The organism is Halodesulfurarchaeum sp. HSR-GB (assembly GCF_031432215.1).
Taxonomy (GTDB): domain Archaea; phylum Halobacteriota; class Halobacteria; order Halobacteriales; family Halobacteriaceae; genus Halodesulfurarchaeum.
The window spans coordinates 1,651,568-1,664,704 of the sequence record NZ_JAVKGN010000001.1 but is presented as its reverse complement, the minus strand read 5'-3'; the positions used below and the strand labels follow the sequence as shown (position 1 = coordinate 1,664,704).

Here is a 13,137-nt window from a genome sequence, read left to right as displayed (position 1 = left end):
TCCCTGGCGGGGCTTCGGCGGGCTCGACCCGCCAGCAAACAATGACAGAATCCGAAACACCGCTCGAATCCGCGGCCGAATCAGCCGGGGCCACCGTCGAGACAGCCCGCTCGCTGCTCAGATCGCTCCAGGAGCCCGCCGAGAATCCCCAGCTGTGTGAGCGATGCGGCAGGGCAGCGAACGCCGAGGCGGGCCACTACGTGGCCCGAGTGCCCCTTCGCGAGGGCGACGGGGTCCGCTGCACCGAGTGCTTCGCCGATCACCTCGAAGCCGAAACGCTGCTGTCCACCCGCCAGGCACAAGCGACGGCCTACCTCGTCGCGACGGATCTCACGTACAGCAAGATCCACGGCGAACTCGGGACCGGAATCAAGAGCCACCGAAAGCGGGCGAAGCAGAAGATGCTCGACAGCGACGACCAGCTGATGAGCCGACTCCTGGAAGAACTGTAAGAAGGTATTCAACCCCACGACAACAACCCACAATCATGTACTTCAACGAACCCGAAACCCTGGAAGAACGCCTCGAAGGCGTCGAAGAATCACGACTCGAAGGCGCACCCGGACGGGCGAGCGACGGCGTGGCCGCGATCTTCGAGAAGGTCTCCGGCGAGATCCTGATCGACGAGCCTGGATCACCGGATCGTAACGACTACGACGAGCAGAAACTCGGCTACGAGAAGTATCTCAACGACCTCCACGAGTGGGCGCTCTCGAACTACCGAGAGAAGGTTGAGAAGCTCGCTAAGACCGTCGCCAACCTGGAAGCCCAAGAGTACCCGGAGCTGGGAATGCAGCGCCTCGAAGACGAGGAGGTCCGCGAGGACAGCGAGGATTTGATCGTCGAAGCAAAGGCCGCGCATCTGGAGGTCGTCGAGTGGCGACAGAAGCTCGCAAAGATCGAAGAAGGGTTCGGCGACCGGCCGTAACGAACCCCTCTTTCATCTGCATCACCTGGAAATTTTGCGCTAGCGGTACGGAGTGTTTTGAGACCGTGGCCTTAGCCACACGTCTAACGGGATACCTAACCCCTCGGGTGAGGGTTCAAAACCAGTTGGAGCAACCTCTCGAACTGGTAGCTACCCAAAAAGGAGCTGGTAACTAAACTCAGGTTGTACTAACTGCCCAAAATGCCCAAGTGAGCTTGAAAAACAGGCCGGGATCGGCGGCGATGCCTCTACTCGCGATCAGGCTTCAATGTAGTAGCGAGCCGTCGATGCCATTCGCGGACCGAGGTCGATCTTCGCGTTCAGGTATTCAATGGGGTCGTTGTTCGCCTCAGTCCAGAGTTCGAAGCCCTGGCGGATCTTCCGACGCTGCTCCTCATTCGACAAACCTTCCATCCGCAACACGAGTCGGGCTTCGTCGCGGTTCTGAACGTCGATGCCGTGTTTCGCCGCCCAGGCAACGAATGCACTCTGACCGGCCTCGAGGCCGCGATCGGCAGCTTCCTTCGCGGATGCAACTGCGTCGAACGCTCGTTCGTTCGTCTGCTTCGCCCGCTGAACAGCATCGAGAACCAGCTCGGCAACGTGCTCGTTCTTGAGCGCGATCTGATTGTACGCTCGATCGAGGAGGTCGTCGATCTCGGCCAGCGCCCGATAGACACTGTTGATGTGCCGATCGTGTTCCTCGGCGACGTCTGCAGGGGAAACAACGCCACCGTCTGAAACGGCTGTCTCTAAAGTCTCCCACTGCACCGGAGACAAGCCATCAGCCAGCTGACGCACGACGACGCTCTCGCTTTCCTGGCGAATACGGGTAAGGTCGAGATCGATCGGATTGGCACCGGCCTCGGATGTTTCGATCTCCCAGTAGGCGTCTTCGACGAAAGGCCCGTCTCCTTCTTGGGGTGCGATGTCGAGCCCGGCATCGGCAGCAACTGACAACACAATCCGATCGAGTTCGCGCTCGAGCTGGGTGAGTTCCTCGTCGGTCACACCGATCTTTTCATCCCACCGATTCACCTGATACGATGCGCCCAGCTTCGGGTTACTCAGTGGGTGAGAGTCCGAAAAGCTCTCCGGGTTTCTTGTGTAGTAATGCTTGACCTCGACGGGCAACTCGTGGTCAGGAAACGCTTCGCGAACGCGCTCGGGGCCGAGGGTGACAGTGTGATAGTACCCTGGGACGTTGTTACCCTGCTGCGATCGATCGTTTTGAACGACCTTTCGGTAGCCAGAGCGATCGTTTTCCAGTAGGTGGCCCATCCGGGCAATTGGCCCATCACGGGCGTGTATGGGGCCGGACTGATCGTCGGCGACCCTGAGGTACTTCTCCGCGTCCTGGGTGTTTGAATACGGATGAGGCTCATCGAAATACGACGAGTTGAAGCCGACCGACGCAGCGGCGACTCGTAAAAGCTCCTTGTAGCGGTGGAAATCGATGTTCGAGCCTTTGACTCCCACGTTAATTCCAATCCCAAACTGAGGCGGAACCGAGATCTCCTTGATGTCGCCAGATTTGGTCTCGGCTTTCATTCTCTGCCAGCGAGGAGCAAGGTGAAAGTTGGCCTTCTGCTCACCAACGTCGTCCTCGTCGGGATGTCGACGAACGGCAAGACGAAACTCCCGAACCTCATCAATCCGCCAGTCGACGTTTTTGGGCTCGGCTTGGGCTCGACGATCGGGATGCAGTATTCCCGAGTCTTGGTAATACAGCTTAACAACCCACTGCTCGCCGTTTAGGGTAAACTGTGCAGCCTGGCTCCCGTCGCCTTCCTTAACGAGATGGTCAGCCGCAAAATACGGCTGCAAACCATGCTCGTTGTAAAGGAAGTTCGCACTAAATTCGTGGGGACCTGGCTGCACTGTCTCCATTACTGCCGCTCACCTCCGTCGGTCGCTACAGCTTGCTCGACGTCACTCCGCAGAAGTGTGGGGCCAGTGTGCCGATCTGCGCACTCCTCGCACTCGTAGCGATCGGCGAGAACGTCGTTCTTCCCGAGATGGACGTGCCGGGTCCGTTCCCCGCACTCGGGACAGTAGAAGGTCTTCCGGATCACGGCGCCACCTCGCGAACAGCCTTGATCGAGGCCGACTCGCCGACTAAGACGTGGGCGGGCTCGCGAAAGATGAGGCCATGATCCTCGACAGCGTACCTTTCGCCAGCCTGGTCCTCGAGAACGATCTCCTCGTAATCCTGTCCCCAGTGGCGCTCTTCGACACGCCCGGTTAGGGCGGTTTTCGGAGTCGTTTGACGCGCCTGAGTGAACTCGACGACCACCTGGTCGTGAATCTCGACGTCGTCGAAACCGACCTCCACAGTCTCCAGGGGCCGGCGAGTGGCGTTGTAGTACGATGGCGTACTCACGCCTTACTCACCTCCGTCTCCGGAATCTCCTCGATGGGGTCAAAAAGCGGCTGCTGCCCTTCGGCGGTTTCTCCGAGTGGGGTTAGGCCGAAGTCCGATGGGACGTGCGTCGAGATGTGGTGATCGCGGTCCTCGTTCTCGTCGAACTCGTAGCCGCACGCGGGGCAGGCCTCGAGGACGGTCCCCTTCTTGTGCCCGTTGTAGGTCGAGTGACGAAGGCTCACGGCGAACACCTCCCGTCGTCGAGGGCAGGGCACTGCTGGTTCGGCTCCTCGATCTCCTCACCGCAGTAGCGACATATCAGAACAGTGTCGCCAGCGGTTCGGCTCACGCCGACCACCTCAAATCGCTGACAGCGGCCTTACAGGCCCTATAACTGTCACTAAACCACGGAAAAATACAAGGGTAGAGCGGGCCGGGCGCGATTTGAACACGCGACCGTCTGATTAAGAGTCAGACGCTCTGCCGGACTGAGCTACCGGCCCTCACCTGATTTTGAGAGAGCCCCGTTGAAATACGTTCTGGATCGCGACCGCGATGAACCGGTCGTGGGGATTAAGGCCGATGGCCGGGAAATAGGCCTCAATGAGTACACGTGGAACGATCTCTTCGATGTCTTCGTATGCGATCCTGGGCTGTGGGAGTGTCGGGCACTCCGTGGCCGAAGAACTCGTCGAGCGGGGCAAAGAGGTCTTGATCCTCGACAAGGACCAATCCCGGGTCGAGGCCCTCCGCGACCAAGACCTGCAGGCCCGGCAGGCCGATATCGGCGACCCGGAGATCAAAAGCGAGGTCGCTGGCTTTGATGTCGTATTGATCCTCGCCTCCGACGTCGAGGCGAACAAGTCAGCCGTCTCGCTGATCCGCGAAGACGACGCGGATCAGTTCATCGTCGCCCGCGCGAGTGATCCCGTCACCAGCGACGAACTCTCGGAACTGGGGGCGGACGTGGTCATCAACCCCTCGACAGTCATCGCCGACGCCGCGCTCCGCGCGCTGGAGTCCGGCGAACTCGAATTCAAGGCCCGGAACCTCGCTGACGTACTGACCGGCGCAAAGCGGAAGGTCGCAATTTTGACCCACGACAACCCCGATCCGGATTCGATCGCCAGCGCGGCGGCACTCGAATCTATCGCGACCCATCTGGGCGTCGAGGCCGACATCCTCTACTTCGGTGACATCGGCCACCAGGAGAACCGGGCCTTCGTCAACCTGCTCGACATCGAGTTGACCCACCATGATAGTGTCGACATCGAGGATTACGACACCTTCGCGATGGTCGACCAGGCCAAAGCCGGGGCGGTCTCGATCGAGGAACCCGTCGACATTTACATCGACCACTACGAGGCCGCCGGCGAACTCGATGCCGAGTTCGCCGACGTCCGCCCGAACGTCAGCGCCACCTCGACGATCTTGACGAAGTACCTCCAGGAGTTCGACATGACCGTCAGCGAGACGGTTGCGACGGCACTTCTCTACGGTATCCGTTCCGAAACACTGGATTTCCGTCGCGATACGACCCCCGCCGACCTCACCGCGGCAGCCTACCTCTACCCCTTCGCCAACCACGACACCCTCGAACAGGTCGAGTCGCCGAACATGAGCCCGGAGACTCTGGATGTTCTCGCCGAGGCGATCGCCAATCGGGAGGTTCAGGGGAGCCACCTGATTTCCAACGCGGGGTTCATCAACTCACGGGACGCCCTCGCGCAAGCGGCCCAACAACTCCTCAACCTCGAAGGAGTCACCACGACGGCCGTCTTCGGAATCATCGACGACACGATCTACCTCTCCGCGCGATCCAAGGACATCCGCCTCAACATCGGTTCCGTGCTCCAGGACGCCTTTGCAGACATCGGGGAAGCAGCCGGCCACTCTACGCAGGCGAGTGCCGAAGTGCCCCTGGGCATTTTCAACGGCCTGGAGACCACCGAGCAAAACCGCGAGACGCTGCTCACGCTGACGGGAGAAGCCGTCACTCGAACGCTGTTCGACGCGATGGGGGTCGAACAGGAGAACAACGGGAACGGAAGCTGATCAGGCGAGCAGGTTCTCCTCGTCCTCGTCGTTTTTGAGCCGTTCGATCACGTCGCTGATCAGCACGATGTCGCCGACTGACCGGACCCAGCGGTAGGGAACGATGACGCCCTTGGAACCGGTCTCCTCGCTCTCGAACAGGGTTGGGTTCAGCGCCGAGACCGCGAGCCCGTTGACCACTTCAGCGTCCAGATCGAGTCTGAGATCTTCTACTTCGCCCACGAACACGCCGTTTTTCGAGTATACCTCTCTGCCGACGAGGTTCGTAATTTCCTGCGGTTCTGCGTCCATGTGCCAACGGAGAAACCGGACCCCCTTAACTGTTTGACCGACAGATGTCAGTCGAGCAGCGTCGTGACATCGACGTGGTCGTGAAGCAACTGGGCCATCGCCTCCACGGTTCGGGCGTCTCGGACCCGGCCGCCACGGATCAGGCGCTCGGCGCGCTCGACCGTCGCGAGCGTGTCGGACTGGACGGAGAGAACCGGGACGTTGCGCTCGCTCGCGGTCCCGAGGACTGCTCCCGGTGGCTCGAATCCGCCAGTCAGGATCAAGGCATTGACACCGGGGGCCTCCAGGGCCGCCCGCTGGATGTCCGCGCGGTCGCCTCCTGTGACGACCGCCGCGTCCTTCGTGCGCCGGAAGTGTGAGAGTGCGGCCTCCCCGCCCATCGCCCCGACCAGGACCCGCTCGATGAACACGTCCTCTTCTGCCCCGGTCAGCACCGACCCACCGAGTTCGTCGGTGAGGTCGGTGAGTGTGACCCCGGCCAGTTCCCGGTTCTGGGGGATGACGCCGAGGACGGGAATGTCCCGTCCTTCCAGGAACGGGACCACGTCGGACTCGACGAGGTCGTACATGGAGTCGGGCACGGCGTTGAAGACCACGCCGGCGACCCGGTCGCCCATCCGGTCGGCCGCCGCGAGGAGGTGGTCGATGTCTCCTGCTGACTCGAAGCGTTCGAGCAGGAGCACGTCCGCGTCGAGCCGTGCAGCGACGTCGTCGTCCGCGAGGTCGACGATGCCGCCGGTGGTGTACACGTCCGCGCCCTCGATCACCATGAGATCTTTCTCCGCCGCCAGGGTTTCGAAGGCCGAATCGATCCGTTCGTGTAAGTCCGCCAGGTTCTCCTGGCCGCGGATGGCCCCCTCGATGAACGTCGTGGAGTAGACGATCGGCTCCATCTCGTGCATCTCGGCGTCGATCCCGAGCACCTCGCGGGCGAGCATCGGGTCCGTATCGAGAGTCTTCCCGACGTTCGACTGGAGGCGGGTCCCTTTCGGCTTCATGTAGCCGACCGAGCGGTCCTCGGCCTGGGCCAGTTGGCCCAGGGCCAGGGCGACGGCGGTCTTTCCGGTGCTGTCCTCGGTCGATGCGAGCAGTAGCGTTTTCATAGTTTGTCAGGATCCACGGTGAGTCGGCTGTCCACGGCCTGTACGCCCTCGGGGCTGGCGACGAGCGGGTTGATGTCCAGTTCCAGGATCGCCGGGAAGTCGGTCACGAGCTGGGAGAGTCGCTGGATACTCTCGATGAGTGCGGGCTCGTCCACCGGCTCGCGACCTCGCGCCCCGCGGAGGAGGGGCGCTGAATCGATCTCGCCGAGCATCGCGGTGGCCTCCCGCTCGCTCACTGGCGCGACCCGCACGGTCGTGTCCTCCAGCACCTCGACGAAGATCCCGCCGAGACCGAAGAGGAGGAGGGGGCCGAACTGCGGGTCCCGGTTCATGCCGAGAATCGTCTCGGTTCCGGTCTCCAGGTCGACCATCTCCTGGACCTGAACCCCCAGGATCTGCGCGTCGGGCTGGTAGTTCTTCGCGCGCGTGATCAGGTCCTCGAAGGCGTCGCGCACCCCATCCTCGCTGACGCCGACTTTCACACCCCCGATGTCGGACTTGTGTAAAATGTCCGGGCTGACGATCTTCATGACGACGTCTCCGGCAATCGATTCGGCGGCTTCCTGGGCGGCCTCGGGTGTCTCGACGATCTTCCCCTCGGGGGTGGGAATTCCGTAGGCATCCAGGATCCCCATCGCTTCGACGCCGAGTCGGTTCGAGCGCTGGGCGGCGGTCTCGAGGATCTCCTGGACTCGTTCCCGGTCCACGTCGAAGGTCTGGGGCTGTTCGTATTCGATCCGGGTGATGTCACGGTAGGTCAGCAAGGCGTCGAGGCTGGTGACCGCCCGGGCGGGATCGAAGTAGTTTGGAATCCCGGACTCCCGGAGCGTTCGAGCGGGGGCGTCGATCCGTTCCCCGCCCATGAGCGCGGTTGCGACCGGAATTTCGTGTTTTTCCTGTAGGGCACCGATATCCGTCGCGAGTTGGCCGTAATCCAGTACCGCGATCGGGGTAGCGACGACGATCGCCGCATCGACGTTCCGATCGGCGAGCACCAGGTCGATGGCGGCCTCGAATCGGTCGTTGTCCGCATCGCCGATCACGTCGACCGGGTTGTAGATGTTCGCCCCCTCCGGGAGGGCCTCGCGAAGCCCTTCCAGGGTTTCCTGGTCGAAACTTGCCATCTCGAGGTTCGAATCGCCGATGGCGTCGGTCGTCATGACCCCGGGCCCACCAGCATTGGAAATCACGGCGACACCGTTCCCCTCGGGAACCGGTTGGCCGGCCAGGATCTGGGCGTAATCGAAGAGTTCCTGAACGTTTTCCGCGCGGAGGACCCCGGCCTGATCGAGACCTGCTTCGTAGGCCCGTTCACTACCGGCGATTGTCCCCGTGTGTGAGGACGCTGCCTGCGCGCCGGCTTCCGTGCGACCGGACTTCACCAGTACGATCGGGGTCTCTTTGGTCACCTCGCGGGCCACGTCGATGAAACCCCGGCCGTCGCCGATCCCTTCCAGATAGCCGAGGATGACCTCGGTCTTGGGATCGTCGTCCCAGATGTCGACGAAATCGGACTCGTCGAGGACGGCTTTGTTGCCAAGCGAGACGACATCCTTGAACCCGATTCCCTGGTCATTTGCCCAGTCGACGACGGCAGTGATGAACGCCCCCGACTGGCTCATAAAGGAGAGTTTTCCCGGGCGCGCGTTCGATGGGCCGAACGTGGCGTTCATTCGACTCGGCGTGCTCATCACCCCGAGGCTGTTCGGCCCCACGAGGTTCATGTCGTAGGTCGCCGCGATCGATTTGAGTTCCTGTTCCCGCGTTGCACCTTCGCTGCCCGCTTCACCGAACCCGGCCGTGATCACGACGACGTTTTTGACCCCGTGCTCGCCGAGTTCCCGCGTCGCCTCGACGGCGATGTCTGGCGGGACGACGACCACTGCGAGGTCGATCGGTTCCGTTATGTCGGCGATCTCCTGGGCGACGGGGTACCCGAGGACGGACTCCCGCGAGGGGTTGACCGGGACGACAGTTCCCGTGAACTCCTCGAGGTTCTCCATGATCGCACGGCCGATCGAGCCCTCGCGGTCGGTCGCGCCGACCACGGCGACCCGGTCCGGGTCGAACAACCCGTTGGCGTCTGGCATCCACGTCCAGGTAGGCCGGGCAGTGGCATAAACCCAACCGCCATCGAACGGCCGAAAACGTGATCCTCCATCCCTGAGAAATCACCCCATGGCATTGCCGGCACTCACGACGGACGTACTCGTCGTTTTCGGTCTTGTGGGTGTCGCCATCCTGTTTTTCGTTACTGATTTCATGCGACCCGACGTGACTGCGCTCTCGGTCATCGTCGCCCTGGTCGTTCTCGAACCGTGGACTGGGGTCGGGGCGGAGCAGGCTTTCATGGGCTTTGCCAACACGGCGACGGTGACGGTCGCGGCGATGTACATGCTCAGTGAGGGGGTCCACCGGACGGGGGTTGTCCGTCGGCTTGGGGCCCTCATCTCCCGAATGGCCCAGGATAGTCCGTCCCGAATGACCCAGACGACTCTTCTGCTCGCTGGTGGGCTGGCGGGGGTGGTCAACAATACGCCAGTAGTGGCCGTGCTCATCCCGATGGTCACCGACCTCGCCGACACGTATCGAATCTCGCCGTCGAAACTGCTGTTGCCCCTCTCCTATGCGGCGATGTTAGGTGGAACGCTCACGCTGATCGGGTCCTCGACGATCCTGCTTGCGAGTACTATCTCCGCACGCCTCATCGATCATCCGTTCTCCATGTTCGAGTTCACCCACCTGGGATTGCTCGGTCTGGGTGTCGGAATCGTCTACCTTTCGACGATTGGGCAGCGACTGCTTCCGGCCCGAGTGGCCCCCTCGATCGATCTGATCGACCTTTTCGACCTTCGGCGGTACGTCTCGCGGCTCTATGTCCGCGAGCGATCCCCGATCGTCGGACAGACGATTGTGAAAGCCGCAGAATCCCTGCCGGTAAACTCTGATCACCAGATTCTGGAGGTGGTTCGGGACGGGGATCGCCACGCAGCACCAGGCCCGGATTTCGTCCTGGAAGCTCGTGACGTGATGATCGTCCGGGCCGACCAAGAAGCTCTCCGGGCGGCAGCACCGGCCCTCGATCTATGGCAACTCCCCTGGATGTCCGTAGCGGACCGAGACAGAACCGTGCCGGCCGGAATTGGGACGCTCGTCGAGGTCAGCGTGCCCACTGGGTCGGATCTCGTGGGCCAGGCCGTGGGTGCGATCGGGCCCCGGGAGCGCTACAAGGCGACGATCCTTGCAGTGCAGCGGGGCGGTGAGATCTTCCACGAGCAGTTCGACGATCTGGTTCTCGAACGCGGGGACACGCTCGTTTTCCGGACGGCGAGCGGGAACGTGGATGTGCTGCGGGACACGACTAATCTGACCCTGACGGCCGTTGCCGGATCGGGAAAATTCGAGGGAACGGCTGCCGGCAAGGTTCGGGCCAACCGGGCGCCAGTCGCCGTGGCCATCATCGTTGGTGTGGTTCTCGTGGCCGCTCTCGGGTTACTCTCTATTGCAATCGCTGCTCTTGGTGGTGTCGTGGCGATGATCGTTACCGGTGTTCTCGAACCGGACGAAGCCTACGAGGCCATCTCCTGGAACGTCATCTTCCTGCTGGCCGGGATGATTCCGCTTGGAATGGCGCTGGAAAACTCGGGTGGTGCTGCCTGGATCGCACAACTCGTCGCGGAGATGGCAGGCATGATGCCGCCGGTCGCCGTGTTACTTCTCTTCTATGTGCTGGCAGCCCTGCTCACGAACGTCATTCTCCCGAACGCGACGGTCGTGCTTCTCATACCCATTGCGATCGACGTCGCGCTGGCTATCGGCGTGAATGCCTTCTCCTTCGTTCTCGCGGTCACGTTCGCGGCGAGTACGTCGTTTTTGACGCCGCTTGGCTACCAGACCAATCTCATGGTGTTTGGCCCGGGTGGGTACGAGTTTTCGGACTTCTTCCGGGTCGGTGCACCCTTGCAGGCGATTCTGGCAGTCGTCACGACGCTCGGAATTTTGCTCTTCTGGGGACTCTGAGCCGTTGCGGGTGGGTTGTCGGCCCGCACTTCGGTTTTCAGTCTTCGAACGGGCGCTCCGTGCCTTCGACACTGTCGATTAAAACGTCTCCGTCCTCGCGTTCGGCCAGCCAGAATAGTTTGTAGACGTCTCGGGGGCCCTCGAGGCTGATTTCCGGGCTGCCGTGGAGCATCGACGACCGCATTGCCCACTCGAAAACGGCCTCCTCGGCCATGTCTCGACAGTGGTCCTCAGTTACTTCGCTCGGCAAGACGAGTACGTCCTCGAACCGGCGATCGATATTGTCAGGGACGGTGTCGGCACGGAGCGTTAGCCGTCGGGATCGGTCGACTGCGACAACGTACTTCTCCGTGCGATCATCCAGGAGCGGCCGCGAAATGGTCGCTGTTCCTTGGTAGAATCGGTACGGATATGCGACGGTGCCGACGCTCCCGGTTGACTGAACCGCTTCCCGGTCGATACTCGGTTCAACGATTTCGAGTTCGATCGGTTCTTCGGGAACGCCGCTCATGGAAGCCCGAGTCATCGGTCGGACCAGTACTCGCTGGCTTTGACGTGCCCGCGGACGTTGTCCATTTCAGTGATGGCTTTCGGGTCAGGGGCTCCACCGTCGGGACGGAGCGCCGTGGCCCCGTCATTGTCGTCCGTGTTCTCGGTGACGAAGGCTTCGAGGGGCTGTCGCATGGCCGCGAAGTGTCGGCTCACGTTCTCCTGTGCTGGCGGTGTCGTCAGGAGTGAAACGACGACCAACACGAGTGCAGACAGGACAAAGGCCGGGGCCAGGCCGTAGACCGTGAGCAGCCCCTCGAGGAAGGGCGAGAACCCGGCGATGGTCTCTTCGCCGAGGATACTCGTCCACTGCGTCCAGAGGATCATGGTCGTCGTCCCCGTAATCATACTCGCGACGGCGCCCCATTTGGTGAGCCGTTTCCACCAGAGGGTCGCGATTAGGAGAGGGCCAAGCGACGCACCCAGGCCACCCCAGGCGTAATCCAACACGAGCGTGTAGATTGGGGTGTCTCGGGCGACGAACGCGAACACGATCGAGAGGGCTCCAATGGCGAGGGTCACGATTCGGGAGTACCGGACTAACTGCTCCTGGCTCGCCTCCGGATTGATAAAGCCGTGGTAGACGTCCTCGACGACGGCGCTCGTGGCGACCAGGAGTTGAGAGTCGCCACTCGACATCATGGCTGCGAGAGCGGCCGCGAGTACGATCCCGGCCATGACCCCGGGCAGCAGCTCCAGGGTCAACATCGGCATCGCGTTGTCGAGGTTATCGAGTCCGGCCCCGATCTGTATCAGCGCGTAGATCCCGACCAGGGCCGCGCCGATATACGCGACGAACATGAACAACTGGGCGACCAGGGCGGCTTTCCGGACGTTTTCGATGCGGTCGATGCCCATGAACCGTACCATAATGTGGGGGTTCCCCGGAACACCCAGGCCGATCGCAGCATAAGAGATAATTCCAAAGAGGGCGGCCCACCCGCTGGCACCGCCGGTGATGCTCGTCAGCGAAGCCCCACCGTCGAGTTCTGCCAGTGCTGCAAATGGCGGGCCGTAGGTAGCGAATGCCAGGATTGGAAGCACGATGAACGCGATCAAGATGATCGCGCCCTGGAAGTAATCCGACCAGGCGACGGCGAAGTAGCCACCGAGGAAGGTGTAGCCGACGACGATGATGCCGCCGATGACGACCCCCAGCCACATCTCCATTCCCGTCAGGACCTGGAGCAACGTTCCTGCGGCGACGATCTGGGCCCCGACGTAGCCACCTTCGAAGATGATGAGCACCAGCGCCGAGACGGCCTTGACCACACCCGACTCGTCGCCTAGTCGTGTGGCGAAGAAGGTTGGGAGGGTCACTGCCTCGACGACCTCGGTGTACTTTCGAAGTCGCTTTGCGATCCCCGCCCAGGCGAACAGGTCGCTGGGAATCATCCCGAGACCGTTCAGGAAGGCGATGATCCCGCTACTGTAGGCGTCGGCTGGGACTCCCAGTGTCAGCCACCCGCTCATTTCCGAGGCCCGTTCCGAGAATCCGGTGACTACTGGGCCCACACGGCGCCCACCGATGACGTAATCCCCGACCGTGTCCATGAACCGCGCCGAGAACAGCCCGATCCCGACGAGTACGAGGAGATACGCGGCGAAGGTTACCAGGACGTAGTTACTCGCCCCGGTGGCGATCGGGTCAGCCATTCTGTGCCTCCTCGAATTCCTTACGTAGTCGTTTCTCGCGTTTGCCCTCCCAGACGTACCACACCCAGAGCATGATGAAGTACAGGACAAACGGGACGACCAGGCCGAGCCAGTCGATCAATCCCAACCCCTCTTCCATGTTACCCGCTCGTTTCGAATGTGGTTATTTG

At 61.9% G+C, this 13,137-nt stretch carries 14 protein-coding genes and 1 tRNA gene; 4 read left to right on the top strand and 11 right to left on the bottom strand.

Annotation, left to right across the window (positions count from 1 at the left end; translation table 11 throughout):
- Positions 1-41: 41 nt before the first annotated feature.
- Together RH831_RS08805 and RH831_RS08800 are read left to right on the top strand one after the other, a co-directional pair.
- A complete protein-coding gene (locus tag RH831_RS08805) occupies positions 42-452 on the top strand; it encodes a hypothetical protein (RefSeq protein WP_310553825.1) in 411 nt (136 codons plus the stop codon).
- 35 nt (positions 453-487) lie between these two features.
- Positions 488-928, top strand: coding sequence for a hypothetical protein (locus RH831_RS08800; RefSeq protein ID WP_310553824.1), 441 nt, complete (start codon positions 488-490; stop codon positions 926-928).
- Between the two features lie 258 nt (positions 929-1,186).
- Here the strand turns inward: RH831_RS08800 and RH831_RS08795 are convergent, their stop codons facing one another.
- From RH831_RS08795 to RH831_RS08775, 5 genes are all read right to left on the bottom strand, one after another.
- Positions 1,187-2,818 (bottom strand): MarR family transcriptional regulator, encoded by a 1,632-nt coding sequence (locus tag RH831_RS08795; RefSeq protein WP_310553823.1) that lies wholly within the window; start codon positions 2,816-2,818, stop codon positions 1,187-1,189.
- Positions 2,818-3,003 (bottom strand): hypothetical protein, encoded by a 186-nt coding sequence (locus RH831_RS08790; RefSeq protein ID WP_310553822.1) that lies wholly within the window; start codon positions 3,001-3,003, stop codon positions 2,818-2,820. Before RH831_RS08790 ends, RH831_RS08795 begins: the two co-directional genes overlap by 1 nt.
- Positions 3,000-3,311, bottom strand: coding sequence for a hypothetical protein (locus tag RH831_RS08785; protein WP_310553821.1), 312 nt, complete (start codon positions 3,309-3,311; stop codon positions 3,000-3,002). Before RH831_RS08785 ends, RH831_RS08790 begins: the two co-directional genes overlap by 4 nt.
- Positions 3,308-3,535 (bottom strand): hypothetical protein, encoded by a 228-nt coding sequence (locus RH831_RS08780; RefSeq protein ID WP_310553820.1) that lies wholly within the window; start codon positions 3,533-3,535, stop codon positions 3,308-3,310. Before RH831_RS08780 ends, RH831_RS08785 begins: the two co-directional genes overlap by 4 nt.
- A 187-nt stretch (positions 3,536-3,722) precedes the next feature.
- Positions 3,723-3,796, bottom strand: a tRNA-Lys gene (locus tag RH831_RS08775).
- Positions 3,797-3,896: 100 nt separating this feature from the next.
- Here RH831_RS08775 and RH831_RS08770 point away from each other — a divergent pair.
- Entirely contained in the window at positions 3,897-5,348 is a 1,452-nt protein-coding gene (locus RH831_RS08770; RefSeq protein WP_310553819.1) for a DHH family phosphoesterase, read from the top strand.
- On the opposite strand, the gene RH831_RS08765 is transcribed toward RH831_RS08770, so the two are convergent.
- From RH831_RS08765 to RH831_RS08755, 3 genes are read right to left on the bottom strand one after another with little or no spacing between them, the layout of a single operon-like run.
- The gene (locus RH831_RS08765) at positions 5,349-5,639 is read right to left on the bottom strand and encodes a PRC-barrel domain-containing protein (protein ID WP_070364855.1); all 291 of its coding nucleotides are present in this window, start codon (positions 5,637-5,639) and stop codon (positions 5,349-5,351) included.
- A gap of 47 nt (positions 5,640-5,686) precedes the next feature.
- On the bottom strand, positions 5,687-6,742 hold the full coding sequence (locus RH831_RS08760) for a phosphotransacetylase family protein (RefSeq protein ID WP_310553818.1): 1,056 nt from the start codon (positions 6,740-6,742) through the stop codon (positions 5,687-5,689).
- Positions 6,739-8,832: an acetate--CoA ligase family protein gene (locus RH831_RS08755; RefSeq protein ID WP_310553817.1), complete on the bottom strand. Its 2,094-nt coding sequence runs from the start codon at positions 8,830-8,832 to the stop codon at positions 6,739-6,741. The genes RH831_RS08760 and RH831_RS08755 overlap by 4 nt, the downstream gene beginning before the upstream one ends.
- Before the next feature lie 88 nt (positions 8,833-8,920).
- On the opposite strand from RH831_RS08755, the gene RH831_RS08750 reads away from it, so the two are divergent.
- Complete coding sequence (locus RH831_RS08750) at positions 8,921-10,762, top strand: SLC13 family permease (protein WP_310553816.1); 1,842 nt, start codon at positions 8,921-8,923, stop codon at positions 10,760-10,762.
- A gap of 37 nt (positions 10,763-10,799) precedes the next feature.
- Here RH831_RS08750 and RH831_RS08745 read toward each other — a convergent pair whose 3' ends face one another.
- The 3 genes from RH831_RS08745 to RH831_RS08735 are packed head-to-tail and all read right to left on the bottom strand — an operon-like array spanning position 10,800 to position 13,106.
- Positions 10,800-11,288 (bottom strand): hypothetical protein, encoded by a 489-nt coding sequence (locus RH831_RS08745; RefSeq protein ID WP_310553815.1) that lies wholly within the window; start codon positions 11,286-11,288, stop codon positions 10,800-10,802.
- The gene (locus RH831_RS08740; RefSeq protein WP_310553814.1) at positions 11,285-12,967 is read right to left on the bottom strand and encodes a sodium/proline symporter; all 1,683 of its coding nucleotides are present in this window, start codon (positions 12,965-12,967) and stop codon (positions 11,285-11,287) included. The genes RH831_RS08745 and RH831_RS08740 overlap by 4 nt, the downstream gene beginning before the upstream one ends.
- Positions 12,960-13,106: a hypothetical protein gene (locus RH831_RS08735; protein WP_310553813.1), complete on the bottom strand. Its 147-nt coding sequence runs from the start codon at positions 13,104-13,106 to the stop codon at positions 12,960-12,962. Before RH831_RS08735 ends, RH831_RS08740 begins: the two co-directional genes overlap by 8 nt.
- Positions 13,107-13,137: the final 31 nt, after the last annotated feature.